Below are 26,126 nucleotides of genomic sequence, written 5' to 3'. Positions count from 1 at the left end.
ACCAGCCGATAACCTAAGGACATTCATGACTACTTCGCACCGCCTGCTGGCCTGCGCGCTCTCCTTGGCGAGCTGCCTTAGTATTCCCGTGTTGGCGCAGCTCAACCCGCCCACCAGTGCCGCAGCCCCTGCCACAACAGCTTCCACTCCGGCACAACCTTCATCAACTGCGCAGCAACTGTATGCCGCGGGGCAGCAGGATCTGTTGCAACTGCGCGTTTTACTGAAGAACGGTAATAGCCAATCTTCAGTGGGATCGGGCTTTTTGATTGGCACCTCTAATTTGGTGGTAACCAACTTTCATGTCATCTCGCAAATCGCGCTGGAACCAGATACCTACTTTGGGGAATACAAAGACACCCAGGGAAAAAGTGGTGCCATTGAACTGCTGGCGGTGGATGTACTGCATGATTTGGCGATAGTGCGCATTGCCCGTAACGGTACTGGCTTTTTTAACGTTCCCCACGCAGCAGGCAGCAGCCAACAGCCGCCGCTTGAGCGCTTGAGCCAGGGTGAAAAACTTTACTCCCTCGGCAACCCGCTGGACTTGGGTTTTACCATTTCTGAAGGTACTTACAACGGCATCAGCGCGCGCGGGTTTTCCGATCAGCTGATGTTTACCGGCCCGGTTAACCCGGGCATGAGTGGCGGCCCCAATGTGACCGCCGACGGTCAGGTAGCGGGAGTAAACGTCGCTCATCGCCGCGATGGTGAATTGGTGAGTTTTTTGGTGCCCGCAATCTACGTGCAGCAATTACTGGCGCGCGTCACCAGTGAGATGACAGCGCCCACCGATTTCAAACCCATTATTGGTGAGCAGTTATTACAGCATCAGTCAGCAATGGTAGACACCCTGCTCGACAAACCTTTCAGCATCAAACAACTCGGCCCCTATTCGGTACCGGTGCGCGAATCCGATCAAGTGCGCTGCTGGGGCAACTCCGACAGCTCAGCCAAAAAAGCCTATACCGTTGCAAGTATCAACTGCTCCATGGAATCGGCCATTTTTGTCTCCGGTGATTTGCAGACCGGTCATGTGACCATGCGTCACCAATATGCGCGTAATCGCAAACTCAACAGCCTGCAATTTTCCCAATTGGCCAGCCAAATGTTCGCCGATCAGGTTTACAGCACCGCCAAAAGTGACACCATTACACCCGCCGCCTGCACCGAGAGTTTTGTGACCCACAATGCTATTTCGCTGCGCGCCTTGGTGTGCACCGAGGCCTATCACAAATTCAAAGACCTCTATGACTTTACCCTGATTACCGCCAGTACTGACGATAGCCAAATGAGCCTGCAAAGCCTGATCAATATCCAAGGCGTGTCCTATGCCAATGGCACGCGTTTAATCGAACAATTTATTCAGGGCATTGATCGCCGCCGCTCAGAACCGGACGCCACCACCACGATTACACCGACTGACAAAACGGAGGTGTCGCAATGAACCGCCTTTTGTTTGTTGAGCAGCTGACCGCGGATGGCGAGGTACTTCATCGCCACAAATTGACCCAATTACCCATTCGCATAGGCCGCGCCTATGACAACGATATTATTCTCGATGACCCGCACACCGCAGCGCATCACGCCCAGATTGAACTCAATCAATTAGATGAACTGATCATCAATGATCTGGACAGTTTTAACGGCATCACCCGCGCCAATCATCGCGAACGCTTTTTTGTAGTAGATGGGGATGCGGTGTACCGCTTGGGCCATACTCGTCTGCGCATTCGCACGCCGGATTATCAGGTCGCGGCCGAGCAAACCGACTTTACCAATCACCGCTGGGAAGGTTTGTTACCAGCGCTTGCCGGTTTGGTATTGCTCGTGGCAACCGGCCTGCTGACCACCTGGCTGAGCGATTTGAATCAGGGCACACTCAGCAAATACCTGCTCGAACTGGTCAGCGTGATCGGTTTTGCGCTGGGCTGGAGCGGCATCTGGGCCATCTTTAGCAAACTTCTCAACGGTCAAGCGCGCTTTGGTCGCCACTTGTTTATTGTGAGTTTGGGGCTTGCAGGGCTGGAACTGTGGGACTACCTGAGCAGCATGCTCGCCTATGCCTTTAGTTGGGAGACCTTGGCACATTTCACAGTGCACCCGCTGATTTTTATCTGCGCGATAACCCTCTACTTCCACATGCGTACCGCGGGCAACAAACGCCCCGGACGTCTGAAACTTTATTTGCTGGCGCTGGCGCTGGCTGGCTCGGGCATCTCCATGACCAAGCAATATCAGGCCAGCAATCACTTGGGCGATGCGCTTTACCTGAGTCAACTTTATCCGCCCGCCTTGCGTATCAGTCGCGATGTGAGTTTGGCGGAATTTATGACCGACATTGACTCACTCAAAGCCACAGTGGATAGCAATCGCAAAGACAGCAGTGATGAAGATGGCCCGAAAAAAGAGGAAGGCGCCACTCAAAGCAGCAGTGCTGCATCCGGTAATAGCAGCAGTGCCGCTATAACCAACACGCCAAGCCAACCATAATTGTTTACAGGAGATCACCGATGATCAACAGAAGTTTATTCAGCGCCGCAGTGGGATTAGTGGGCAGTCTATTTATTAACGTCGCTATGGCTGCAGATTTTGCACTCTCCAGCCCCAGCATCAAACCCGGCACAACACTCACCACCGATCAGGTATTTAATGGTTTTGGCTGTACCGGCAACAATATTTCGCCCGAACTGTTATGGACCAATGCACCGCAAGGCACCAAAAGCTATGCACTCACCGTTTATGACCCCGACGCACCAACCGGTTCAGGCTGGTGGCATTGGGTGGTCTATAACATTCCGGCCAGCGCCAATAAAATCGCCGCTGGTGCCGGTACAGCGGATGGCAAAAACCTTCCAGCAGGCAGCGCTCAGGGTCGCACCGATTTTGGCAGCACTGGTTTCGGTGGCGCCTGCCCACCGGTGGGCGATAAACCCCATCGCTACATTTTTACGTTGCATGCGCTCAGTGCCGAAAAACTGGAGATCCCCGAAGGCGCAACTGCCGCACTTATCGGTTATATGATCAACGCCAACCGCATCGACCAAACCAGCTTCACCGCCTACTACGGCCGTTAATTCCGCGTTTATTTCAGCTTAATGCCGGCGCTTTAACCAGCGCCGGCATTAAGTCGTTGGACAGCGTGACAGCGGGCGCCTAAAATGCGCGCCTTTCTTAACCCCCCCTCCTCTGCAGGTAAAACCCATGGGCAATAAAACCGCTCTCTACGCCACCCATCAAGCCATGGGCGGAAAACTGGTGGATTTCGGCGGCTGGGACATGCCACTGCACTACGGCTCGCAAATTGAAGAGCACCACAAGGTACGTCAAACCGCGGGCATGTTTGATGTGTCACACATGACGGTAGTCGATGTCACCGGCAGCCAAGCTAAAGCCTATCTGCAATATTTGCTCGCCAATGATGTCGCCAAACTCGACGGCAACCTGGGTAAAGCGCTGTACAGCGGCATGCTCAACCACGAGGGTGGTGTCATTGATGACCTGATCGTTTACAACCTGGGCGATTGGTATCGTGTGGTAGTGAACTGCAGCACGCGTGAAAAAGATTTGGCCTGGATGAACAACATCGCCGCCGATTTTACCGTCACTCTTACCGAACGCCCGGAACTGGCGATGATTGCCGTGCAAGGCCCCGACGCCATTCGTATTGCGTCATCAGTAGTCACTGCCGAGCGTGCCGCGATTATTGCCGATCTGAAAGTATTCCAGGGATTACCTGCTGGCGGCTGGTTTATTGGCCGTACAGGTTATACCGGTGAAGACGGTCTGGAAATTATGCTACCCAATGAACAGGCTCCCGCTTTTTGGCAGGCATTGGCGGATGCAGGTATTGCTCCCTGCGGTTTAGGCGCACGCGACACCTTGCGCCTTGAAGCAGGGATGAATCTCTATGGTCACGAAATGGATGAAACCGTATCACCCTTAGCCGCCAATATGGGCTGGACCATCGCCTGGCAACCACTGGAGCGCAACTTTATTGGCCGCCCGATATTGGAGGCCCAAAAAGCAGCAGGTAACAGCCACAAACTGGTGGGATTGGTACTGCGCGAACGCGGTGTATTGCGCGCCGAGCAAGTGGTCAGCATAGAGGGCTGCGAGGAAAAAGGCGTAATCACCAGCGGCACATTTTCACCCAGCTTGGGCTATTCTATTGCTCTGGCGCGTGTACCCCGCAGCATCGGCAGTCACTGTCAGGTAGAGATGCGCGGCAAGCAAGTTACCGTTGAGGTAGTTGCCCCGAATTTTGTGCGCCACGGCAAAGCGCTCATCTAATACCGTTATTTACGCTGCTGATTTGAAATGAAGCAGCATCGACACTAAGATCGTACAACGTTAAAAATTTTCACAGGAAAACAATCATGAGCGATATTCGCAAAGAACTGAAATACCTTAGCAGCCACGAATGGGCGCGTGTTGAAGAAGACGGCACTGTGACCATCGGGATTACCGATCACGCTCAGGACGCATTGGGCGATGTTGTTTATGTGGAAACACCGGAAGTGGGTTCGCGCGTAGCCATCGGTGAAGAAGCGGGCGTAGTGGAATCGGTAAAAGCAGCTTCTGATATCTATTCACTGGTATCCGGTGAAGTTGTTGCGGTGAACGAAGCGCTGCAAGATGCTCCCGAAACCGTCAATAGCTCACCCTATGATGACGGCTGGTTTTTCCGCGTAAAACCTGATGATTTGGCAGAGCTGGACGAAGCCATGGATGCAGCGGAATACCGCGAACTGATCGAAAGCGAAGATTAATCGCGAGCACATACAAACGATAAAAAACGCGGCTCACGGGCCGCGTTTTTTATGCTGTCGCCACAATAATTATCACAGCGCAGCTTTGATTTCTGCCTGAATAGTTTTTACATCCCGTGGCCAGGGGCCTGCATCACGCTGTGCCGCTGGCAAACGACCAATCGCCTGACGTGCCTCAGCGGAACTGGCAAAACGACCAGTAATCACGACAAACCAATCATTGCCCTGACGTTTGCTTTTAAACATCAACAACTCGGTTTTATTGGGCTGGGCAGCCATATAATCCAGCGCTGCTTTACGGTTGCTCACACCCAAAAGCTGCACTGTGTACTCGAAAGCACCCCACGCCAGAATATTTCGCTCTTGTTGGCTTGCAGTGGTTGCCAAGGGTTTTTTCTCCACCGGTTTGGATACAGGCTCGACTGCAACAGGCTGGGGTTCCGGCTTAACCGGTGCGGGCGCCACAACAGTTGGCGCTGCCTCAACAACAGGTTGTTGGGGTACGGTTGCCGTGGGAGCGCTGGACGTGACCTCTGGCTTTTTCACCGAGGTGGTTGGTAATTGCGCCAAAGGTACAACCTCTTCGCGCGCAAATTCATTGCTAGCCTGGGTTTCCGAACCTGTCGGTTGTACTTGGGCATTCTGGGCTTGAGCCTGTTGAGCAGCCATTTGATTGGGTTGTTGTGGCTGAGGCAGACTCTGCAGCAAAGGCTGTACCGGGGTGTTCGTTGACGTCAACTCAAGTGCACTACTGCTCACAGCCTGACTGGTACTTGGAGCCAATGCGGGCGCAACCACCACAGGAGCGACTGGTTTATCCTCATCCCCCATGTAAAGGAAAGCCACCCCCACCACGGCAATCAACAATGCAATCGCAATAATATGGGCAACTGGTAAAGAGCGTTTATCAAATGCCAATTTTGGCGTAACTGATTCCAGCAGACGCTCCTGCGCACACTCGTGCAGAATCCCCAAGTGCCCCTGCGCCTGGCGCCACCAAGGGTCCACCATTGACTCACTAAATATTTCTGGCCCAAGATAATCCGCCATCTCCATTCGGAAATTTAGATAGTCGACCGATTCTGCAAGGCTGAATGGTTGCAGGTGAAAATCATTTATGAGTAAAGTTTCCGGGCTGGCTCGCTCCAGACGACTCATTAATGATGGTTCGGCAAATAAGGCGAGGTGCAAGCGATTTTGCTGGGGGAAATTGTTAAGCAGCGCCGTAAGTACGGCGAGGGTCTGGTCATCGAGCAGCTGGGCGTTATCAACCACCACTACCGCCAAACCTTCCTCCTCAACCATAGCCTCTTCGGCAATAAATGCCTCAATCGCCGACAACAAGTTTTCCACCGAAGGTAATGGACCAGCATTAATGCCAAATGTCTGAGCAATAACGGTCAATACCTGCTCAAGATTCTGCGCTGATTGCAGACTCAGAAAACAGATCTGATCCTGATCTGACAAGGAATCCATGAACGCGTGTGCAGTGCGGGTTTTACCCAAGCCCGCTTCACCAGATACCACCAATACACTGTTGCTAAATTGGCAGAGGTGCAACAACTGATCAAGTAATTGGCGCCGACCCGCTCCGGTGAATAGAGGAAAAGAATAATCCTGTGCAAAGGGATCTTCAGACAAACCATAACGTTGACGATAATCAGCCAATAACTGCTCATCACTCGACGTATCGGGCAAATCAAACAAGTAGCCTTGCTGACCGGCCGGCCGATCAAGAATGCGACTATCGGGTTGGGCGCGCAAAGGTGAGTCTCCAGTCATCATCAATTCTCTCTCTGCACCAATTACGAATCTGCTCTGCAGGCTTCGAAAGTCTGCAGCAACATCGCCAGATCTATATCACTGGTAGTGATGGCTTTACCCATTGACTCAAGTAATACCAAACGCAGGCGACCATCCAACACTTTTTTATCCACCCCCATCAATTCCATAAACTGTTCAGGGCTCATGTCTGCCGGCGCTTTGGTAGGAAGATTGGCGCGAGTTAATAAATCGATAATCCGCGTTAGCTCAGCCGCACTAATTGCACCACGTCGCCAGGAGAGATCTGCCGCCATCGCCATACCAGCAGCGACAGCCTCACCGTGTAACCAATTGCCATAACCCTGAGCAGTTTCAATGGCATGGCCAAAGGTATGCCCCAAATTCAGAATTGCGCGCAATCCACCTTCGCGCTCATCCTGGGCAACAACAGCCGCTTTATTTTCGCACGAGCGCTGTACTGCATAACTCAAGGCCGACACATCACCGCGCATCAACGCATCGATATTATTTTCCAGCCACACAAAAAAATCATAATCAGAAATTAAACCGTATTTGATAATTTCGGCGATACCCGCCGAGAGTTCGCGCGCCGGCAAAGTGGACAGCAGCGAGATATCGGCAAGCACACATTGCGGCTGGTAAAAAGCGCCGATCATATTTTTGCCCAACGGATGGTTCACGCCGGTTTTACCACCAACCGATGAATCGACCATAGACAATAGGGTTGTTGGTATCTGAATAAAATCCACACCGCGCTGGTAACAGGCCGCAGCAAAACCAGTCATATCACCAACCACACCACCCCCCAATGCAATCAGTGTAGTAGTACGATTGTGTCGCTCTTCCAATAAAGTATCAAAAATACCAGCCCATACCTCTAATGTTTTATGGCTCTCACCATCAGGCAATATCACCTGACTAATCTGATAAGTTGCAAGCGCTGCACAGAGGTTATCCAGATAAAGGGGCGCGACCCGATCATTAGTCACCACACAAACCTGACGCCCACGAATATGTTTAGCGAGCAATTCAGATTGCGACAATAACGCTTCGCCAATATAAATCGGGTAACTGCGATCATCCAAATTAACGGTTAAAACCTGCATAACACTTGCCCTGCACAGCAAAATAAATAAACCAGCACTTTATCATAAAGTGCTGTTCGGGATAAAAAGGGAACGAAAAGTAAAACCAAACAATCCTGAAGATGGCATCAAAAGAAAAGGGGCTCTAGGCCCCTTGTACGAGTGATGCGATTTCTTGAGCGACTGTTTTCGGTGAGCGCCGATCTGTATTCACCACAAAATCGGCGGCATCACGGTACATGGGGTCACGCAATGCCAGCAGGTCGATAATTTTTTGGCGAGGATTTTCAACCTGTAACAGAGGGCGCTTTTTATCACGCGCTGTACGCTCAACCAACTGATCGATAGAGGCCGTCAAATAACAAACGAAGCCAGATTGCTTCATTAATAAACGATTTTGATCGCGCAATACAATTCCGCCACCAGTTGCAATCACCGCATCCTGCTCACCGGCAAGCTCTTGTAGCACCGCTGTTTCTCGCTCACGAAAACCTTCCTCGCCTTCCATATCAAATATCCATGGAATATCGGCACCAGTGCGTTCTTCAATGACGCGATCACTATCGCGGAAACTTAAATTGAGTTCGGCCGCCAAGAGGCGGCCGATTGTAGATTTACCGGCCCCCATGGGGCCGATCAGAAACACATTAGTTTTTTGCATCAGTTTGACAGAGTATCCGACATCAGTTTGGGGGTAACAAAAATCAACAGTTCAGTTTTGAATTGATTATCAGTGGTCTTCTTAAATAGGCGCCCCAAGTAGGGTATATCACCTAGCACCGGAACCTTATTCTCACCTTTGGTTCCCTCTAAGGAGAATACACCGCCGAGTACAACTGTTTGACCATTGTTAACCAAAACTTTAGTCTCTAAGCGAGTGATATCAACCGTAGGCACACCAGATGGAGTATTCGCTCCTATAGAATCTTTCCACACAATCAAATCCATAATTATGCGATTGTCAGGTGTAATCTGCGGTGTAACTTCTAACTTCAATACTGCTTCACGGAACCCAGTTGTAGTACCACCACTAGGGGCAGTTTCTTGGTATCCAATTTCCTTACCTGACTTAATAATCGCTAATTGTTTATCACTGGTGATAACTTTTGGCTGCGACACAATTTCTGCGTAGCCCGAATTTTCCAAAGCACTCAACTCTAAATCAAGATAGGTGTTATCAGTCAGTACACCAATTGCAGCAGAGGCATAGGGATTAGCAACTGCAAGATCGACAACATCGGCTTCATTTAAATCGAATGAATTGCCATCAGCAGGATCAGAAACGAACCAGTCACGTGGGCTGGTGCCATCAGTATCATCTAGTCCCTCTCTTGATCCGGCAAAGTCAATAATTCTGCTGCCAGGTTTTTCATTGTATCCAATGCCGCCCCAGCGAACGCCAAGTTCGCGCTGAAAATCAGTGTTAGCGATAACAATTCTTGCCTCAATCATTACCTGGCGAATTGGAATATCAATTTGATCCACCAAACGCTTAAATGCTTCAATACGCTCTGCGGTGTCAGTAATGATAATTGAGTTGGTTCGCTCATCAACAACACCTTGGCCACGCTCTGAAAGTACGCTGCCCGTTGCCCGGCTACCACCACTACCGCCACCAGAACCACCGCCACCGCCTTCCCCGCGAAATAGTTCAAACATCTCCTTCGCATTGGCATAGCGCACACGAATGTATTCCGTGCGGAGTGGTGCAAGCTCTTCCAGTTGCTTCTTGGTAGTAATTTCCTGACGCTCACGCTCTGCAATTTCTGCGGCAGGTGCAACCATTAGCACATTACCAACCTGACGTTTATCAAGACCTTTGTTTTTAAGAACCATCTCCAAGGCTTGATCCCAAGGTACATTTTGTAAGCGCAAAGTAATTCGCCCTTGCACGGTATCGCTGGCAACCAGGTTCAAATCAGTAAAGTCAGCAATAATCTGCAATACAGCACGAACTTCAATATCTTGAAAATCCAAAGATAATTTTTCGCCCGTGTATTCAAAATCTTTCTTCTTCTCAAGCTTTTCTTGCTCGGTTAACGGTTTAATGCTAACTACATATTCGTTATCCGTCTGATAAGCCAAATAATCGAAGTCTCCGCCTGCCGCAATATTTAAAACAGCGCTCTCGCCTTCTTGGCCAGCACTCACCAAAGACACTGGAGTAGCAAAATCCACCACATCCAGACGACGTCGCAGCTCTGGAGGAAGCCATGCATCCTTGAATGTCAAACGCACTCCCGCTCCAGTTCCAACCATATCAGCAGCCACTTTAGGGTTAGAGAGTGAAATAATTATTCGCCCTTCGCCTGCAGTACCACGACGGAAATCAACATTGGTAATCCGGTTTTGGTTAGCTACGGGATCTGCCTCTTTGAACCCACTTTTCTGCGCTATCTCAACAGATGGACGAATAGATTTTTGTGCGTCAGCAGCCTTTGCAGCGCCAACTTCGACGATAAAACTATTGCCATCTGTGCGAGTGGTATAGGGAGCCAGCGCATTGAGATTTAAAATCAAGCGCGTACGCCCATCGCTGGTCAGCACCATAGCACTTTGGCCATTATCGACCGCCAAGGGATAACGGCGCTCCTTTAATGCACTAATGGCATCAGGAAAATCGAGTACAATACGTGCAGGCTTTTCAATAGTGTAGCCCTGTGGCATTTGAGGCGGAGAATCAAATGCCATGCGCACTTCAAAACGCTCGCCTGGTAACTGAAAAAAAATCTATGTCAGTTAAGGTGTTAGCCATAGAAAATGGCGTAGCAACAAAACCAACCAAGACCAATATAAACTTACGCATATTCAACCCCGGAGTGAATAGAGCACACATGTCCGCTTATTCCTTCTCTTCTAATTTAATAATTCTGGGACGTTCAACCCAACCATTTGATCCATCACCAACGATTTCCATAATTTCAATCTGCGATGGACTAGTTGTAATAATTTTGCCGTGATTCAATCCGAGATAATTACCGATGGTTACGGGTACAACGTCACGCTCACCGTTATCAATTAATGCCCACAATTTACCTGCTTTTTCTACAGTACCTACCATCTTGAGTGCAGTAACGTTGAAACGCTCAAGAAATTCTTTTTCCCTGGTTAAATCAGGCACCACTGTACGCCCACCTTTAGCCGCTGTCTCATCAACAGGAATCGGTTTTTCAAATGGGCTACGAAGTGTCATAGCACTATATGCAAATGGCTGATAGGGGCTAAAAGTTGGCAATGGTTCAATTTGCCCTTTTGGACGCCGTTTGGCCTCCTCCATAAAGTCAATTAAATCCTGATGAGATGACTGACCACAGCCGACCAGCAAAAAAGCACCCAGTAAGGGAAGGACACACAGAGGCTTTTTCATTTGGCAGCCTCCTGGGATTTATAGCGATAAGTTTTAGCTACGATTTTCATGTTCAAGGTTTTATTCTCTTTAGATGAGCTTATAGAGAAGTCATGTAAAGTTACTATCCTTGGCATACCTGCAACACCGCTAACAAAACCGCCCATGTCGTGGTAACCACCATCGACCGTAATATCAATAGGCACTTCGATGTAATATTCAGCAACAACATCAGGCTGGAAGTTAATATTGACATTAGTCAGACCGCTCTCACCTGCACGAGTCCCTACATCCTCGAGCAATCCGGGCACTTCTGTTTTTGCTGGCAGCCGGGACAAGAGCGAATCAAACGTAACCTTCATCTCTTCCATTTGAGCTTTATAAGCATCAAGGTTTGCGGCCTCAAAGCTACGCTTCTCAAATGTGGACCTGAGTGTTGTTTCCTGTGCAATGACAGATTGCAACTGCATATTAAGATCACTGATTTTTAAGTAATAAGTTCCCGCAAATATTATGCACAGCAGCAAAATACAAACGAAAACCTTGGCTGGCCAAGGCCATACACCCGCCTTATCAAAATCTATGTTATTGACATCAAACTCTTTGAGCTGATCAAGTGTTTCCTGAAATGACATTACTGGGCACCTCCTGCGGTTTGAGCAGCTTCAGCCAGGGGATCGACTGGCGCGGAGGTCTCCACTGTCATCTTAAATATACTTGCATCATCACCTTCGCTAGGAGCCGCATCGACCGATATCAAATTATGGGATGCGTACCAATCGGATGCCTCAAGATTCCGCAAAAAACTGGCGATACGATTATAAGATTCAGCCACCCCCTCTATAGTTACCAACTTGCCTTTACGTTCAATTTTGGTCAACCACACGCCGTCGGGGATTGCTCGCGCCATCTCATCAAAATAACGAACGATAACCGGACGCGTACCTTCTAGATCAGTAATCACTTTTATGCGAGCCAAAAGATCATCGCGCACTTTTTTGATTTCACTGATTTCTTTGACCTGTGCATCCAGTTTGGCAATTTCTTTATTCAATAATTGATTGCGTGCGTTTTGATTTTCTATTGCGGACTGAACACTGGACACCCAGAAATAGGCTCCCAATAAGCCAACCACTACTACAGCAACTACGATACCAATGAATTCACGCTTCTTTTCTTCGCGATAGGCCTGACGCCATGGTAATAAATTAATCTTTGCCATTAGTCAAAACTCCTCATCGCCAGCCCGGTAACTATCATCAGAGCAGGCGCATCATTAGCCAAAGACACTGCATTGACTCTGGAGGACACTGACATTCTGGCAAAAGGATTAGCAACCACAGTTTGTGTTCCCAGCTTTTCTTCTATCAACCCGACCAACCCTTCCAGGGAAGCAACACCTCCCGCAAGAATGATGTAATCGACATCGTTGTATTGGCTGGCAGAGAAAAAGAATTGAAGTGAGCGAGTAACTTGTTGCACAACGGCATCTTTGAAGGGAGCCAAAACTTCCATTTCATAATCATCCGGCAATCCGCCCTGTTTTTTGGCGAGACCAGCTTCTTCGCGGGACAAACCATAGCGACGCTGTATCTCTTCAGTAAGCTGGCGGCCACCAAAAAGCTGTTCACGGGTGTAAACCGTTTTTCCATCAACCAGCACGCTCAAGGTGGTCATGGTGGCGCCTATATCGATAATCGCCACAACCTGTCCCTCCTGATCCTCAAGCTGTTCGGCGATCAACTCAAAGGCGCGCTCCATGCAGTAGGCTTCAATGTCGATTTTTTCAGCAACCAAATCTGCATCATTCAAAACCTGCTGGCGCACATCGACATTTTCACGACGGCAAGCAGCCAACAAAACTTCTACTTGATCCGGGTTGCGCGGAGATATGCCCTGAACCTCAAAGTCGAGCATCACTTCTTCAAGGGGGAAAGGAATATATTGATCTGCCTCAGCCGCAATTTGGCTCTCCATGGCATCATCACTCAAGTCCATCGGCATATCGATCATTTTGGTGATCACCGCCGAGCCTGCTACCGCAACGGCGGCGTGCTTCAACTTGGTTTTGGACTGTTTGACCATAGAGCGAATGACCTCTGCAACTGCGGCAGGGTCGGCGATGTTTTTCTCAACCACCGCATTTGGAGGAAGTGCTTTTACGGTATAGGACTCAACGCGATAGCGATCGCCGATGCGATTGAGTTCAAGCAATTTAACCGAAGTTGAACTGATGTCCAACCCGATTACCGGTTTTGCCTTCTTTTCTAGGAAACTTAAAATGCCCATTTTTCTATCTATATCCGTAACTTAGACGTTGTTTATGTTATAGCACTTTAACTTAAGCCTGCAACAAACCGATGAATATGTAAACAGGCAAAAAGCCCGTATAATGCCCGCCACCCACAGCGACTTCGCTAACTCATTAATTCACATAGAAAAAATGTTCAGTAAAAAATCCCTCTTTGGCATTATTTTTTGGCTGTTACTGGCCGGTACCAGCGTTACCTTGGTGACACTTACCGGACTCTATCTCTATCTGAGCCCCAAGCTACCCTCAGTAGAGACCCTGCGCGAAATCAAATTACAGACGCCATTGCGTGTTTATTCAAGTGACGGCAAGCTTATTGGTGAGTTTGGTGAGCAACGCCGCACTCCACTGACCTACGATCAGATCCCTCCTCTTTATATAAAAGCACTCCTCTCCGCAGAAGATGCAGAGTTCTTCGAGCATCATGGAGTTTCTCTAAAAGGCATGTTGCGCGCCGCTTCACAAATTCTGAAATCAGGCGCCATCCAATCTGGCGGAAGCACAATTACTCAACAGTTGGCGCGTGATTTCTTTCTCACTCGCAAACAAGTCTTCTCACGCAAGTTTAACGAAATCCTCTTATCCCTTGAAATTGAAAGGAAATTTACCAAGGAGGAAATCCTTGAGCTGTTCAACAATAAAATGTTCTTCGGCAACCGCGCTTACGGCTTGCAGTCGGCTGCGCAGATCTATTACGGCAAGGACGTCCACCAGCTAAGTGTCGCCCAATACGCCATGATTGTAGGGGTATTGAAGGCGCCGTCAGCCTACAACCCTCTGGCTAACCTAAAACGAGCCATGATTCGCCGCGACTGGATTATCGGACGCATGTATGAATTGGGACATATCGACCAGCAGACCTATGAAGCGGCAATCAACGAACCCAATACCGCCAGTTACCATGGCACCACACTGGATGTACAAGCACCCTATATATCGGAGATGGCCCGTCAGGAAGTGCTGGATCGCTTCGGCGATAAAGCCTACAGCGAGGGTTACAGGGTATATACCAGCGTAGATAGCGCCATGCAGGCCACTGCGCAGGCGGCCGTACTCAAAGGCTTGCTGGGTTACGATCAGCGCCACGGCTACCGCGGGCCAGAGCGCCGCCTTAAACCATCGACAGAAACAGATTTGGCCGATTGGCAGGATGAACTACAAACCATTCCCAGTTTGGGCGGCCAAGAGCCCGCAGCCGTATTACAAGTGAATGAAAAAGCGATACGCGTACTGATAAGCAATGGCGAAATGGTTGATATTGATTGGGAGCAGGGGCTCGCCAATATCCGACCTTACATCACCGAAGATAGCCGTGGTCCAGCCTATACCAAAGCGACTGACTTCCTCAAAACCGGAGATGTGGTACGCATTACCAAAAATGATGATGATCAATGGCAATTCAGCCAAGTACCTGCGATTCAGGCTGCGCTGGTGTCGCTCGACCCCATGGACGGCGCTATTCGTTCCCTGGTTGGCGGCTTTGATTTTAATCAGAGCCATTATAATCGCGCCACCCAAGGGATGCGTCAGCCGGGATCAAGCTTCAAACCACTGCTTTACACCGCAGCACTGGAAAATGGCTTTACCCCGGCATCGATAATTAATGACGCCCCGATAGTGATTGAAAATACCAGCACTGGCGTAGCCTGGCGCCCGGAAAATGACGATGGCAAGTTTGTTGGCCCTATGCGCTTGCGTCAGGCGCTATATCGCTCTCGCAATCTCGTATCGATTCGCTTGCTGCGCAGCATTGGCATGCAGACCGCTCTCGACAGCCTTGCTCGCTTTGGGTTTAACCCCAAAGAGTTCCCGCGCGACCTGACACTGGCATTGGGCACACACGCCTTGACGCCGATGCAAATGGCAACAGCCTATGCCACATTTGCCAACGGCGGATTTAAAATTGACCCCTATTTAGTGACACGCATTGAAGACGATAAAGGTAGGGTGGTTTACGAAGCCAAGCCAAAACGGGTATGCAAAGAATGTGAACAAACACAGGTGAGTTATGCCGATGACGGCTCCGAGCTACCGGCAATGCCAAGCATGGACAGCAGTGAGCGCGCACCACGCATCATAGATGCCCGCGTGGCATACCTGATGGACTCCATTCTGCGCGATGTCGTCGACAAGGGCACAGCAAGGCTTGCCAAACAATTGGGACGCAGGGATCTGGCAGGTAAAACCGGCACCACAAACGGCCCAAGGGACACCTGGTTCTCCGGCTATAACCCGAATATCGCCACTACAGTCTGGGTGGGCTTTGATCAAAACACTTTATTGGGCAAGCGTGAATTTGGCAGTTCTGCTGCGCTACCAATATGGATCGACTTTATGCGCACAGCACTTGAAGGGATACCAGACAAACTACCCCGCCAACCAGAAGGAATCGTGACGGTAAGAATCAACCCGGACACCGGAAAACCTGCAATGCCAGGCGACCCGGACGCCATCTTCGAGGTGTTCCTTGGTGAAGATACGGCGCGCACATCGGCAGCCGGTAATGAAGTAAGCGAACAAGTCACCCTTCCGGAAGAACTCTTTTAATTAGCGCGATGCGCTCACCTGCATGGCAGCAGGTGAGCGCAATTGCACGATAAGCGGTTTGAAAGAGCGCGCTTTTCCAGTTTGGCGCACCTCGCGCACCCTAACCCAGCCACGCACATCAAGCCACTGCCCCTTTAGAGCCAGCCAATCCTGTTTGCGATAACCAAATTGCGCCCAATCGCGCTTGGCGATACGTGCCACTAAATTACCTTCGAACTCTATCCAGACCGATGAATTAACATCAACACGAGCCACACGCCCGCGCAAATGACGAAAACCGCTATCGCGAGCTGAAAGCGACTTGACCGGATACGCATTCCAATAACGATTACGCCACACACCAAGAGCTTGCGCCTGCGCGCGCTGCTCAAAGGCGAGCAGACATTGCGACTGAGCCGCATTAGGTGGAACCGCTATCTGCAACACCATGCCGCGCTGCAAAAGGTCAGCAGCCAGACTGCGCCCTTGCGAATCGTAAACATGGGCAAGCAAACGACCATAATGGTCCACGCGCGCGCGCTCGAATCCGAGCCTAACCCTACCTCCGGCTCGCTGGATAAATGCTTGTGCAGCGCTGTGCGCCTCGCGCCCGAGAGGCTGGGCGGGCTTTTGTCCACGGGCGATTTCCGGCGCGTTGATGCCTAATACCCTCACCGAGCGGCCATCCTCCAGTTTGAGGGTGTCACCGTCGGATACCCTCTTCACTTTCAGCAAGGCACCTGTGGGGTGACCGCAATCAGCTAGACTGCCGAGCGAGAATAGCAGGCATAAAAAAACGCCGGGAATTTTCATTCCCGGCGTTTTTACTAGCAATGCCAGCAGGCGCTGAATCAAGAAATTAGTCTTTCTTGGCACCAGCGATACGACTGCCGAAACGCTTGGTGAAGCGATCGATACGGCCACCGGTATCAACAATTTTTTGCTTACCAGTGTAGAAAGGGTGGCAAGAGCCACACACGTCTACGTGGAGTGCTTTGCCCAGGGTTGAGCGAGTAGTAAAGCTATTGCCGCAGCTGCAAGTTACAGCAACGTCAACGTAATTTGGATGAATATCTGCTTTCATGATGAATGCCTTTTGTGAGCTGTGCCGCCACCCGATCTGCTTGCCGGGCACCGCACATAGGTTAAAAAAAACGGCTGTTTTCAAGGAGCGGCGATACTACCAGAAAACCGGTAGTGCGCAACTGAAAACAGCCGTCTCGCACAAAAAACACTCAATAGAGTCGCAAATATCGTGGTTATTGCGGACGAGGTGACCACACCTTGCACCAGCCCGCTGCTTTCACTTCTTTGCCGGGGAAAATATTACAGCCAACCCATTCAGCACTTAAATCACCCTTGGCTTGCGCACAGTTGGCACAATTGCTAGCAGCCTGCGGGCTCTGCTCAACATAACCCAGCGCACTTGCCTGTGGATCGGTCGGGCTAACCTGCACTGGCGCCTGGGCCACAGCCACATTGGTGACAGGAATCAGCGCCAAACCAGCGCCAATTCCAGACAATTTCATAAAGTCTCTACGTTTCATACACTTCACCTCTTGGGGTTATTAATTGACTAAACACAGTTTTTGCTTGTTGTAATAACTAGTTGTAATGATTCTTAAGTTGTTTATCGCGCGCTACCCAAGGTGCCATTTAACTGCTGTTGCGCACAATAAACATTGATATGTATCTATAGCAGGTGTTTTCCTGCGCAGCTTTATATACGCCACAAAAAACCAATCAGGCCAACACACAAGATCGATAAGACGCAAAATCATGGCGGTTATAGGCTATTCTTGGCACCTGTTCGATTAACCCAGTCACTGCAATGACCCTCACGCCGCCATCAATCCTACTCGAAATAGCCCTGCCAGTTCCCCTGCGCCGAAGCTTCGACTATTTGCCGCCCACCAACCTGAGTCCAGAGCAGTTAGCGCAACTGGAACCGGGCATATTGATTCGCGTGCCATTTGGTCGTCAGGAGCTGATTGGCATACTGCTCCGCAGCAAAAGCACCAGCGATCAACCCAGCCACAAACTGCGCCCCGCATTGGCGCTTATCGACAACCAACCCGTACTGGAGAGCGAGTTACTCGAACTCTGCCTGTGGGCGGCCGATTACTACCAGTGCGCCCCCGGCGAAGCCCTGCAAACCGCCCTGCCCGTATTGCTGCGTCAGGGTGAAGCAGCGCAGCTGCGCGGCGAACAGATTTTTCAGCTCACCACCGAGGGCAAAGGCCTGCCCGAGGGGGCACTCAAGCGCTCGCCCAAACAAGCGGCGCTACTGGCGGCCCTGCAAACCCGCCACCAACTCAGCCGCGGCGATCTCGAACAGCTGGATATTCCCCGCACAATCGCTAAAACCCTGATCGACAAGGGACTGGTCGCCCTTGTCGAAGTGACGCCCAGCCGCACAGCACAACCCGCACAATTACTGCGCGAGCCGCCACTGCAACTGAGCGACGAACAGCACAGCGCGTTTGCTCAAATCGCATACAGCAGTTTTAAAACCTATTTGCTCGACGGCGCCACCGGCAGCGGCAAAACCGAAATATACCTGCAAGCAATCGCAGAAACGCTCAAGAAAGGTAAACAAGCGTTAGTATTGGTGCCAGAAATCGGCCTGACCCCACAGACACTGCAGCGTTTCCAGCGCCGTTTTAACCTGCCAATTGTCGCCCTGCACTCAGGTCTCAATGACCGCGAGCGGCTGGACGCCTGGCTGCAAGCGCGCGCCGGTATTGCGCGTATTATCATCGGCACCCGCTCGGCGCTGTTCACGCCACTTAAAGAACCGGGCATCATCATTATCGATGAAGAGCATGATGGCTCCTTTAAACAGCAGGACGGCTTTCGCTATTCCGCACGCGATCTCGCCGCCCTGCGCGCCCAGCGTCTCGGCATTCCGCTGATTCTCGGCTCGGCCACCCCAGCGCTGGAGACCCTGCACAACGCCCGGCAGGGGCGCTACCACCATTTGCGCCTGCAGGCCCGGGCGGGCAACGCCAAACCACCGGATATTCAACTGCTCGATATTCGCGGCGAAATCCTGCACGAGGGGTTTGCCCAGGCCAGTATCGATGCCATTGGCGACACCCTAAACAAAGGCAATCAGGCGCTGGTATTCCTCAATCGGCGCGGCTACGCGCCGGCGCTGGAGTGCCACGACTGCGGCTGGTTGGCCAACTGCAACCACTGCGACGCGCGCCTGACCGTGCATCAAACACCGCGCCACTTGCACTGCCACCACTGCGATCATCAGCGCGCCATCCCCAAGCGCTGCCCGAACTGTAACAGCAGCAAAATCCAACCGCTGGGCCAAGGTACCGAGCGCAGCGAATTGGTACTGCAGGAATTATTTCCCACTTACAAAGTGATTCGGGTCGACCGCGACTCCACCCGCAATAAAAACAGCATGCAAAAGCTACTGGCCGATGTTCACGGTGGCGAACCCTGCATTCTGGTCGGCACCCAGATGCTCGCCAAAGGCCATCACTTTGAAGATGTGACCCTGGTGGTGATTATCGACGCCGATGCAGGCCTGTTCAGCACCGACTTCCGTGGCCCCGAGCGAATGGGCCAGCTGTTATTACAAGTCTCCGGGCGCGCTGGGCGCGCTGAAAAACCGGGCCGGGTGATATTGCAGAGCCACCATACCGATCACCCGCTGGTGCAAACCCTGGTTCAGCAGGGTTATCACGCCCTCGCCGAGCTGATTTTGCAGGAGCGCCAGATCACCCAGCTGCCACCCTATCGCCAGCTCGCACTGCTGCGCGCCGAATGCAAACAGGCTCAGCTGGCGCTGGATTTTTTACAGCAGGCGCGCCAACTGGCCGAGGCAATCCAGCCGCCCAGCCCGCAGTTGAACTATCTCGGGCCACTGCCGGCAATGATGGAAAAACGCGGCGATCGCTTTCGCTACCAACTGCAGTTCAGCGCCGCCCAGCGCCGCCCATTGCAGTTACTGCTTAGCCAATTAGCACAGCAACTTGAAACACAACCACTGGCGAGCAAAGTGCGCTGGTCGATTGATGTGGACCCGCAAGAGATGGGCTAAACGCGTCTTTAGTGACTCACCCGCGCAATCCCTTTACAATCGCGCCCTCGATCCAGCACCGACACCCAGATCCCATGAGTAGAGATTTCGCCAAAAAGAGCCGCGCCCCGGCACGCCGCCATTCAACTAGCACTGGCCAGACACCTGGCTGGCTGTTTTTTGTGGCAGGTGTCGTTTTTGGCGCCTTTGCGGCCAGCCTCTACTTTATTAAAAACCCCGCCAATACCCCTGAAACCAAAGAGCCGCCCAAAGCCAAAGTGGAGGAGAACAAAACGCCCAAACCGCGCTTTGACTTCTACAAGTTGCTGCAGGAGAGCGAGACCATAGTGCCCGCCAGCGAAACCATGGCCGAGGAAAAACCGGCGCAGGAACAGGGCAAAGAGGAATACATACTGCAAGTAGGCTCTTTCCCCAAAGGGGAAGATGCCGACAAACTACGGGCTCAATTGATTCTCATCAACCTCGATGCACGCATCGAAAAAGTGGAAATCCGCAAAGGCGAGATTTGGCATCGCGTCGTGGTTGGCCCCTTTAATACCCAGGCCGAACTGAGCACCGCGCGCAGCCAACTGGTGAACAACCAATACAATGCGCTGGTATTGAAACGCGCCAAAACCAAGTAAACCTTCCTCTTTGATTCCCGTCGCCACCGGAGCGCCTTGAAAAAGGCGCCACCGCCCCCACTTTTTGACTTCTAGCACGTAACTTATCCAACCCATTTATAGGAAGTCCTGTGACTACAATTCTCTCTGTGCGCCGCGATGGGCAAGTGGTTATCGGCGGCGACGGCCAGGTGTCGCTCGGCAATACCGTCATGAAAGGCAATGCGCGCAAAGTGCGCCGCCTCTACAAAAATCAGGTACTGGCCGGTTTTGCCGGTGGCACCGCTGACGCATTCACCCTGTTTGAACGTTTTGAGGCCAAACTCGAAGCACACAATGGCCAACTCACCCGCGCAGCGGTTGAACTCGCCAAAGATTGGCGCACCGATCGCAGCCTGCGCCGGCTGGAAGCACTTCTCGCCGTGGCCGACAAAGACGCCTCACTGATAATTACCGGCAATGGCGATGTAATCCAACCCGAAGACGATTTAATTGCGATTGGCTCGGGCGGCAATTACGCGCAAGCCGCCGCGCGTGCGCTGCTCGAAAACACCCAATTGGATGCACGCAGCATTGTGGAAAAAGGCTTGAAAATCGCCGGCGATATCTGTGTCTTTACCAATCAGACTCACACCATCGAAGTGCTCGACTATTAATTTATTCAAGAGCTTAATTCATTCTTTTAAGAGTTTTTTATGTCCTCCATGACTCCGCGCGAAATCGTGCACGAATTAGATAAACACATTGTCGGCCAAGCCAACGCCAAACGCGCGGTGGCGATTGCGCTGCGCAACCGCTGGCGCCGCATGCAAGTGCCTGCCGAGATGCGCAATGAAATTACCCCAAAAAATATTTTGATGATTGGGCCAACCGGCGTCGGCAAAACGGAAATTGCGCGCCGCCTGGCCAAACTCGCCAATGCGCCGTTTATCAAAGTGGAAGCGACCAAATTTACCGAAGTCGGTTATGTCGGCCGCGATGTAGAATCCATTATTCGCGACCTGGTGGATGTCGCCATTAAAATGCGCCGCGAACAGGCTATGAAAGCCATGCAACACCGCGCTGCCGAAGCTGCCGAAGAGCGCATTCTGGATGTGCTACTGCCACCCGCGCGCGACCTCTCGGCAGAGGAGAGCAAACACGAGTCGAGTACACGGCAGATTTTCCGCAAAAAATTGCGCGAAGGCGAACTGGACGATAAAGAAATTGAAATTGATGTGGCCGCCGCCAGTGTAGGCGTAGAAATTATGGCGCCACCGGGCATGGAGGATATGACCAACCAATTGCAGAGCATGTTCTCTTCCCTTGGGCGCGACAAAACCAAAAAAGCCAAACTCACGGTAAAAAAAGCCTTCAAACAATTGCAGGATGAAGAAGCAGCAAAACTGGTCAACGATGAAGACATCAAAACCCAGGCGATTGAAGCGGCCGAGCAAAACGGCATTGTATTTATCGACGAAATTGACAAGGTTGCACGGCGCGGCAACGTGAGTGGGGCCGATGTATCGCGCGAAGGCGTACAGCGCGATTTACTGCCGCTGATTGAAGGCTGCACGGTAACCACCAAACACGGCGCGATTAAAACCGATCACATTTTGTTTATTACCTCGGGCGCCTTTCACCTGAGCAAGCCCTCGGATTTAATTCCGGAATTACAGGGGCGCTTGCCCATCCGCGTGGAATTACAAGCGCTTACCCCCGATGATTTTGAACGCATTCTCACCGAGCCAACCGCGTCGCTCACCGAGCAGCAGGAAGCGCTGTTAAAAACCGAAGGGGTGAGTGTGACCTTCACCAAAGACGGTATTCGCCGCATTGCTGAAACCGCTTTTGAAGTGAATGAGCGCACTGAAAATATTGGCGCGCGCCGCTTGCACACCATTCTCGAACGCTTACTGGAAGACGTTTCCTTCACTGCCGGTGATGGCAATAACAGCGTGACAATAGATGCAGCGTTTGTGGAAAGTCACTTGGGTGAACTGGCCAAAAACGAAGACCTCAGCCGCTTTATTTTGTAAAAACTGTTTTAAGTGCCGCAATAATCGTCAGCCTGAGATGGCGACTGTTATTGCGGCATGATGTTTTTATGACAAGTGTAAGTTGCGCAAGAGAGAAGAATCAGTAAGAATTTTGTAACAAATGGCGTGGTAATACCGCCTATCACAGATACCCCAATCAATGACTCCCGACAAAATTCGCTTTCATAAAAACTCCCAGCAATTAGAACTGCATTATGGTGCAGAACAATTTTTACTGGAGGCAGAATTTTTGCGTGTTCATTCACCCAGCGCTGAAGTAAAAGGTCATGGGCCCGGGCAGGCGGTTCTGCAATACGGTAAAAAAGCCGTTGCCATAGTGAACCTTGAGCGCGCCGGTAATTATGCACTCAAGCTCACATTTGATGATGGCCATGCCACTGGTATCTATACTTGGGAATATTTACATCAATTGGGTGTAAACAAACAGCAGCTTTGGGATAGCTACTTACAAGCACTGCATCACGCAGGCAAAAGCCGGGAAGCCAACACCAATGTGGTGCGATTGATTGACCCACAGAGCAATTAATTCATATCGGCACAACGCCCAATATTGTTTATTTAAGCTTGACATAAATTTTCCGTGCGCCTGTTATTTTTTTTGATGCGCGCACCCTCTCATGGTTGAGCAGCAATTGCTGATTACAACCCACGCCTAATAACAACAAATACAACTCGCAGATATGCGCCAGCCTACGAGCTCTGGCCGGGCATTCGTTTGCCTGTTTTTTGTGTAGTTATTTTTTATGCAACTGTTTTTTGTGTGACTTTTTTGTAACCAGTGTTAGATCGGGATCTTATAGAAATGAAAAAAAGGTATTTCATTGCGCACACTTACCTCACACTGCTAGTGCTGCTCCTATCGCTAATACCCATCGCCTGTTATTGGTGGATGATACCCGCACCCGACACCTTGCATGGACAACTCTATCTATACAGCAGTCTCGGCTATTACGGGCTGCTCATTATCATTATTGCATTGGTATTATCACCGCTCGCCAGCACGCGCTGGACTCGCCCACTCTATGCGCTGCTGCTGGCACTGTGGTTAATTTATTTGTGCGTTGATGCCGCCACCTTCAACCTTTATCTGTTTCATGTAGATTGGATAATGATTGAAATGTTTCTTATGGATTTTGAAGGCCTGGGCTTACCCAATATTATTGTGGTATCGGCCGCCGCGCTGGCAGCACTGATTGCGACCGGCTGTTGGTTGCTAAGCCGCTGGGTATATAAAAAATCCGAACACCACAAATTAAGCTTGCGGCCTGTAGCGTTACTTAGCTGCACAATCATAGTGTTGTTTGCAGGCAATTCATCACTCAACATCTGGGCTGATAAATATCATCGCCAGGAAGTGAGTTATATCAACCCCTATCTGCCGGTGTACCGCCCGATTACCAGCAGCAAACATGCTGAAGCCTTAACACAGCTCCTGCCCGGTTTGTTACCCGCTACACAAGGCACAATGAACCGCAGCGCCATTCAGGAAAAAAGTGTAGTGCGTTATCCATTGGAGCCATTGCAGTGTGAAATAGTAGCCTCGCCGCCATCCATTATCATGCTGGTAGTAGAGAGCTGGCAAGCCGCAGCACTGCAACCGGAAATCATGCCTAATGTTGCGCGCTTTAGTAAAAAAGCCACGCACTTTGATCAGCATATTTCCGGTGGTTCCGCCACCATACCTGGGCTGTTTAGTCTTTTTTATGGGCTGCACGCCAGCTATTACCCGGCATTTAAAGCAACCCCTGCAGCTAACCCCAGTGAATTTACTGAAAGGCTGGCCGCACAGGGTTTTGAACAACGAATTTTCACCAACTCCAATCTGGATCGTTTTGCCATGCGCAGTTTGATTTTCCCGCGCGTGCCGGAATCGGATTTTTATCAAGCCAAAACAGATGCAGCAGTGGTAACAAAATTTTTGCAACAACAGGAGCGCCAACAAACAAGCACGCAGCCGCGGTTTGATTTTGTATTTTTAACCTCGTCTCACTCGCCCTATAAATACCCCAAAAAGTTTGCCCGCTTTACGCCATTGCCTAGCGTAAAAGGAGGTTATGCATTTAATAAACAGGCAGACAACACGCCCTACAAAAATGATTACTACAACAGCCTTTTCTATGTAGATCATCTACTCGGGGAAATTCTCAATCACCTTGAAAAAAGCGGCGCATTGGAAAATAGCTGGGTAATTATTACCGGCGATCACGCGGAAGAATTTAATGAAAACAAAGCTGGGTTCTGGGGCCATGGCAGCAACTTTACCCGCTGGCAAACCCATACACCGTTGCTGGTACACGCTCCCGGACAAAAACTTGCCCGGCATGAAACCAGGGTGTCCAGCCATCAGGATGTTGTACCTACGCTGATGCAAGAAGTGCTCGGCTGCGATACCGCCCGCGAAGCCTATAGCACCGGAACAAATTTATTTTCCCTGCCCGAAAACCGCAGCCTGGTGATGTCGTCTTACTACAATAATGCCTACTGGGTTGACGGCACCGTGTTGGATCGCAGCACGGGCAAACAATATGCATGGACCGATATCAACAACACCAATCGCACTCTGGATAAAGAAAAACTGCATCAGCTGCAAGATGAAGAGCGGCGCTTTTTCAGGGATACCGAATCGCGCGGGTTGCTTTCCGGTAAACACTAAAGAATCGCGTTTAGGGTTTTAACAAAAATTGCAGAATGGTATCCACGCGTGCTTGCCAAGCTTGCTCATTGTGTTCAGCACCGGGGAATTTTTTGGTTACCCAATCGCGCCCCTGCACATAACCTTTGGCGCGCATAATGTTATCAACCTGAAGCTGATGCACTTCGTAATACTGATCCAGCGTCGCGGTACCAAAATCAAAATAAATACGATGCTGCCCCGCCACAGGAAAATAATCGCGCAGATAATCACGCAGCTTTTCAGCAGGCCCCATCTGCTCATTATTAAAGAATAGTGGCCAATGGGTAGACACACCTGCCGCGCTACCAAATACCTGCGGGTATTCACTGAGCGCATACAGTGAAATTAAACCACCCATAGAACTACCTGCAATGAGTGTATTTTCGCGTTCAGGCAAGCTGCGGTAGTGAGTATCGATATAGGGTTTTAATTCTTGTACGATAAATTTCAAATAGTCATCAGCCCGATACTCGCTATTTTTTCCTTCACCTAAATGCAGTTTGAGTTTTTCAATGACGGTTTCATCCTGCGCCGAAAAATAACTCGCCGCACGTTCGGGAAAATATTCCATCCGCCGCTGTGGCGTACTCCAGATACCCACAATAATTGCCGGTTTTATCCTGCCTTCATCCATTAACCGCTGGGCAATATCATCCACCTCCCACGCTACGCCAAAATTGGCGCTGTGCGGGCTAAATAAATTTTGGCCATCGTGCATATAGAGCACGGGCAAAGCAGTATTGGGAGTTAAAAAATACTGGCGCGGCAACCAGACTTCTACATTGCGCGGTATGACATAGCGCGAGGAAAACGCATTGAGGTAATCAATACGCGACTGTGCAGCAGTGGCGTTGGAATGCAATGAGGGCGTTGCGCATCCATTCAAAAAGAGCAGCGAAATAAGGAGGTTTAACATTATTTTCATG

Annotated in this window: 24 protein-coding genes; 12 read left to right on the top strand and 12 right to left on the bottom strand. The window is 50.7% G+C overall.

The window, feature by feature from the left end; genetic code table 11:
* Positions 1–25: 25 nt before the first annotated feature.
* The 5 genes from D0B88_RS06455 (at position 26) to gcvH (ending at position 4,772) form a co-directional block, all read left to right on the top strand.
* Positions 26–1,447 (top strand): S1C family serine protease, encoded by a 1,422-nt coding sequence (locus tag D0B88_RS06455; protein WP_225318563.1) that lies wholly within the window; start codon positions 26–28, stop codon positions 1,445–1,447.
* A complete protein-coding gene (locus D0B88_RS06450) occupies positions 1,444–2,493 on the top strand; it encodes an FHA domain-containing protein (RefSeq protein ID WP_151055976.1) in 1,050 nt (349 codons plus the stop codon). The genes D0B88_RS06455 and D0B88_RS06450 overlap by 4 nt, the downstream gene beginning before the upstream one ends.
* 20 nt (positions 2,494–2,513) lie before the next feature.
* Complete coding sequence (locus D0B88_RS06445; RefSeq protein WP_304487084.1) at positions 2,514–3,077, top strand: YbhB/YbcL family Raf kinase inhibitor-like protein; 564 nt, start codon at positions 2,514–2,516, stop codon at positions 3,075–3,077.
* 127 nt (positions 3,078–3,204) lie between these two features.
* The gene (gene gcvT, locus D0B88_RS06440) at positions 3,205–4,293 is read left to right on the top strand and encodes a glycine cleavage system aminomethyltransferase GcvT (RefSeq protein WP_151055974.1); all 1,089 of its coding nucleotides are present in this window, start codon (positions 3,205–3,207) and stop codon (positions 4,291–4,293) included.
* An 86-nt stretch (positions 4,294–4,379) separates the two neighbouring features.
* Complete coding sequence (gene gcvH / locus D0B88_RS06435) at positions 4,380–4,772, top strand: glycine cleavage system protein GcvH (protein ID WP_007645254.1); 393 nt, start codon at positions 4,380–4,382, stop codon at positions 4,770–4,772.
* Between the two features lie 72 nt (positions 4,773–4,844).
* Here gcvH and D0B88_RS06430 read toward each other — a convergent pair whose 3' ends face one another.
* The 8 genes from D0B88_RS06430 to D0B88_RS06395 form a co-directional block, all read right to left on the bottom strand.
* Complete coding sequence (locus D0B88_RS06430) at positions 4,845–6,557, bottom strand: AAA family ATPase (protein WP_151055972.1); 1,713 nt, start codon at positions 6,555–6,557, stop codon at positions 4,845–4,847.
* Positions 6,558–6,577: 20 nt separating this feature from the next.
* Entirely contained in the window at positions 6,578–7,663 is a 1,086-nt protein-coding gene (gene aroB / locus D0B88_RS06425; protein WP_151055970.1) for a 3-dehydroquinate synthase, read from the bottom strand.
* 124 nt (positions 7,664–7,787) lie between these two features.
* A complete protein-coding gene (gene aroK, locus D0B88_RS06420; protein ID WP_007645259.1) occupies positions 7,788–8,303 on the bottom strand; it encodes a shikimate kinase AroK in 516 nt (171 codons plus the stop codon).
* A complete protein-coding gene (pilQ, locus tag D0B88_RS06415) occupies positions 8,303–10,333 on the bottom strand; it encodes a type IV pilus secretin PilQ family protein (RefSeq protein WP_225318562.1) in 2,031 nt (676 codons plus the stop codon). The genes aroK and pilQ overlap by 1 nt, the downstream gene beginning before the upstream one ends.
* Positions 10,334–10,484: 151 nt before the next feature.
* A complete protein-coding gene (locus D0B88_RS06410) occupies positions 10,485–11,009 on the bottom strand; it encodes a pilus assembly protein PilP (RefSeq protein WP_007645261.1) in 525 nt (174 codons plus the stop codon).
* Complete coding sequence (locus D0B88_RS06405; RefSeq protein WP_007645262.1) at positions 11,006–11,623, bottom strand: type 4a pilus biogenesis protein PilO; 618 nt, start codon at positions 11,621–11,623, stop codon at positions 11,006–11,008. Before D0B88_RS06405 ends, D0B88_RS06410 begins: the two co-directional genes overlap by 4 nt.
* Positions 11,623–12,210: a PilN domain-containing protein gene (locus D0B88_RS06400; protein ID WP_151055968.1), complete on the bottom strand. Its 588-nt coding sequence runs from the start codon at positions 12,208–12,210 to the stop codon at positions 11,623–11,625. Before D0B88_RS06400 ends, D0B88_RS06405 begins: the two co-directional genes overlap by 1 nt.
* A complete protein-coding gene (locus D0B88_RS06395) occupies positions 12,210–13,277 on the bottom strand; it encodes a pilus assembly protein PilM (protein WP_007645265.1) in 1,068 nt (355 codons plus the stop codon). The genes D0B88_RS06400 and D0B88_RS06395 overlap by 1 nt, the downstream gene beginning before the upstream one ends.
* A 103-nt stretch (positions 13,278–13,380) precedes the next feature.
* Between D0B88_RS06395 and D0B88_RS06390 the strand changes: the two genes are divergently transcribed.
* Positions 13,381–15,846: a penicillin-binding protein 1A gene (locus D0B88_RS06390; RefSeq protein WP_151055966.1), complete on the top strand. Its 2,466-nt coding sequence runs from the start codon at positions 13,381–13,383 to the stop codon at positions 15,844–15,846.
* Here the strand turns inward: D0B88_RS06390 and D0B88_RS06385 are convergent, their stop codons facing one another.
* From D0B88_RS06385 to D0B88_RS06375, 3 genes are all read right to left on the bottom strand, one after another.
* Complete coding sequence (locus tag D0B88_RS06385) at positions 15,847–16,680, bottom strand: thermonuclease family protein (RefSeq protein ID WP_151055964.1); 834 nt, start codon at positions 16,678–16,680, stop codon at positions 15,847–15,849.
* A 4-nt stretch (positions 16,681–16,684) separates the two neighbouring features.
* Entirely contained in the window at positions 16,685–16,909 is a 225-nt protein-coding gene (gene rpmE / locus D0B88_RS06380) for a 50S ribosomal protein L31 (RefSeq protein ID WP_007645273.1), read from the bottom strand.
* 175 nt (positions 16,910–17,084) lie between these two features.
* Complete coding sequence (locus D0B88_RS06375; RefSeq protein WP_225318561.1) at positions 17,085–17,372, bottom strand: high-potential iron-sulfur protein; 288 nt, start codon at positions 17,370–17,372, stop codon at positions 17,085–17,087.
* A gap of 284 nt (positions 17,373–17,656) precedes the next feature.
* Here D0B88_RS06375 and D0B88_RS06370 point away from each other — a divergent pair, with 284 nt between their 5' ends.
* The 6 genes from D0B88_RS06370 to D0B88_RS06345 all read left to right on the top strand — a co-directional run bounded on the left by D0B88_RS06370 (position 17,657) and on the right by D0B88_RS06345 (position 25,179).
* The gene (locus tag D0B88_RS06370) at positions 17,657–19,885 is read left to right on the top strand and encodes a primosomal protein N' (RefSeq protein WP_151055962.1); all 2,229 of its coding nucleotides are present in this window, start codon (positions 17,657–17,659) and stop codon (positions 19,883–19,885) included.
* A 74-nt stretch (positions 19,886–19,959) separates the two neighbouring features.
* Positions 19,960–20,508 carry an SPOR domain-containing protein gene (locus D0B88_RS06365; RefSeq protein WP_151055960.1) on the top strand — a complete coding sequence of 183 codons (549 nt, stop codon included), beginning with the start codon at positions 19,960–19,962 and terminating at the stop codon, positions 20,506–20,508.
* A 110-nt stretch (positions 20,509–20,618) separates the two neighbouring features.
* A complete protein-coding gene (gene hslV / locus D0B88_RS06360; protein ID WP_007645281.1) occupies positions 20,619–21,143 on the top strand; it encodes an ATP-dependent protease subunit HslV in 525 nt (174 codons plus the stop codon).
* A 39-nt stretch (positions 21,144–21,182) separates the two neighbouring features.
* On the top strand, positions 21,183–22,505 hold the full coding sequence (hslU, locus tag D0B88_RS06355) for an ATP-dependent protease ATPase subunit HslU (protein ID WP_151055958.1): 1,323 nt from the start codon (positions 21,183–21,185) through the stop codon (positions 22,503–22,505).
* A 160-nt stretch (positions 22,506–22,665) separates the two neighbouring features.
* A complete protein-coding gene (locus D0B88_RS06350; RefSeq protein ID WP_007645283.1) occupies positions 22,666–23,052 on the top strand; it encodes a gamma-butyrobetaine hydroxylase-like domain-containing protein in 387 nt (128 codons plus the stop codon).
* Positions 23,053–23,328: 276 nt separating this feature from the next.
* Positions 23,329–25,179 carry a sulfatase-like hydrolase/transferase gene (locus D0B88_RS06345; protein WP_151055956.1) on the top strand — a complete coding sequence of 617 codons (1,851 nt, stop codon included), beginning with the start codon at positions 23,329–23,331 and terminating at the stop codon, positions 25,177–25,179.
* A gap of 10 nt (positions 25,180–25,189) precedes the next feature.
* On the opposite strand, the gene D0B88_RS06340 is transcribed toward D0B88_RS06345, so the two are convergent.
* Entirely contained in the window at positions 25,190–26,125 is a 936-nt protein-coding gene (locus D0B88_RS06340; RefSeq protein WP_151055954.1) for an alpha/beta hydrolase, read from the bottom strand.
* Position 26,126 lies beyond the last annotated feature (1 nt).

The sequence above is a fragment of the Cellvibrio sp. KY-YJ-3 genome (genome assembly GCF_008806955.1).
GTDB lineage: Bacteria > Pseudomonadota > Gammaproteobacteria > Pseudomonadales > Cellvibrionaceae > Cellvibrio.
The sequence above is the reverse complement of the archived record's forward strand: the minus strand, read 5'-3'. Positions and strand labels throughout refer to the sequence as shown.

Excerpts from the sequence above, each read along its gene's own strand:
- D0B88_RS06455 (WP_225318563.1), top strand. The coding sequence starts at position 26 with ATGACTACTTCGCACCGCCTGCTGGCCTGCGCGCTCTCCTTGGCGAGC.
- D0B88_RS06450 (WP_151055976.1), top strand. The coding sequence starts at position 1,444 with ATGAACCGCCTTTTGTTTGTTGAGCAGCTGACCGCGGATGGCGAGGTA.
- D0B88_RS06445 (WP_304487084.1), top strand. The coding sequence starts at position 2,514 with ATGATCAACAGAAGTTTATTCAGCGCCGCAGTGGGATTAGTGGGCAGT.
- gcvT (WP_151055974.1), top strand. The coding sequence starts at position 3,205 with ATGGGCAATAAAACCGCTCTCTACGCCACCCATCAAGCCATGGGCGGA.
- gcvH (WP_007645254.1), top strand. The coding sequence starts at position 4,380 with ATGAGCGATATTCGCAAAGAACTGAAATACCTTAGCAGCCACGAATGG.
- D0B88_RS06430 (WP_151055972.1), bottom strand. The coding sequence starts at position 6,557 with ATGATGACTGGAGACTCACCTTTGCGCGCCCAACCCGATAGTCGCATT.
- aroB (WP_151055970.1), bottom strand. The coding sequence starts at position 7,663 with ATGCAGGTTTTAACCGTTAATTTGGATGATCGCAGTTACCCGATTTAT.
- aroK (WP_007645259.1), bottom strand. The coding sequence starts at position 8,303 with ATGCAAAAAACTAATGTGTTTCTGATCGGCCCCATGGGGGCCGGTAAA.
- pilQ (WP_225318562.1), bottom strand. The coding sequence starts at position 10,333 with ATGGCATTTGATTCTCCGCCTCAAATGCCACAGGGCTACACTATTGAA.
- D0B88_RS06410 (WP_007645261.1), bottom strand. The coding sequence starts at position 11,009 with ATGAAAAAGCCTCTGTGTGTCCTTCCCTTACTGGGTGCTTTTTTGCTG.
- D0B88_RS06405 (WP_007645262.1), bottom strand. The coding sequence starts at position 11,623 with ATGTCATTTCAGGAAACACTTGATCAGCTCAAAGAGTTTGATGTCAAT.
- D0B88_RS06400 (WP_151055968.1), bottom strand. The coding sequence starts at position 12,210 with ATGGCAAAGATTAATTTATTACCATGGCGTCAGGCCTATCGCGAAGAA.
- D0B88_RS06395 (WP_007645265.1), bottom strand. The coding sequence starts at position 13,277 with ATGGGCATTTTAAGTTTCCTAGAAAAGAAGGCAAAACCGGTAATCGGG.
- D0B88_RS06390 (WP_151055966.1), top strand. The coding sequence starts at position 13,381 with ATGCCCGCCACCCACAGCGACTTCGCTAACTCATTAATTCACATAGAA.
- rpmE (WP_007645273.1), bottom strand. The coding sequence starts at position 16,909 with ATGAAAGCAGATATTCATCCAAATTACGTTGACGTTGCTGTAACTTGC.
- D0B88_RS06375 (WP_225318561.1), bottom strand. The coding sequence starts at position 17,372 with ATGAAACGTAGAGACTTTATGAAATTGTCTGGAATTGGCGCTGGTTTG.
- D0B88_RS06370 (WP_151055962.1), top strand. The coding sequence starts at position 17,657 with ATGACCCTCACGCCGCCATCAATCCTACTCGAAATAGCCCTGCCAGTT.
- D0B88_RS06365 (WP_151055960.1), top strand. The coding sequence starts at position 19,960 with ATGAGTAGAGATTTCGCCAAAAAGAGCCGCGCCCCGGCACGCCGCCAT.
- hslU (WP_151055958.1), top strand. The coding sequence starts at position 21,183 with ATGTCCTCCATGACTCCGCGCGAAATCGTGCACGAATTAGATAAACAC.
- D0B88_RS06350 (WP_007645283.1), top strand. The coding sequence starts at position 22,666 with ATGACTCCCGACAAAATTCGCTTTCATAAAAACTCCCAGCAATTAGAA.
- D0B88_RS06345 (WP_151055956.1), top strand. The coding sequence starts at position 23,329 with ATGAAAAAAAGGTATTTCATTGCGCACACTTACCTCACACTGCTAGTG.
- D0B88_RS06340 (WP_151055954.1), bottom strand. The coding sequence starts at position 26,125 with ATGAAAATAATGTTAAACCTCCTTATTTCGCTGCTCTTTTTGAATGGA.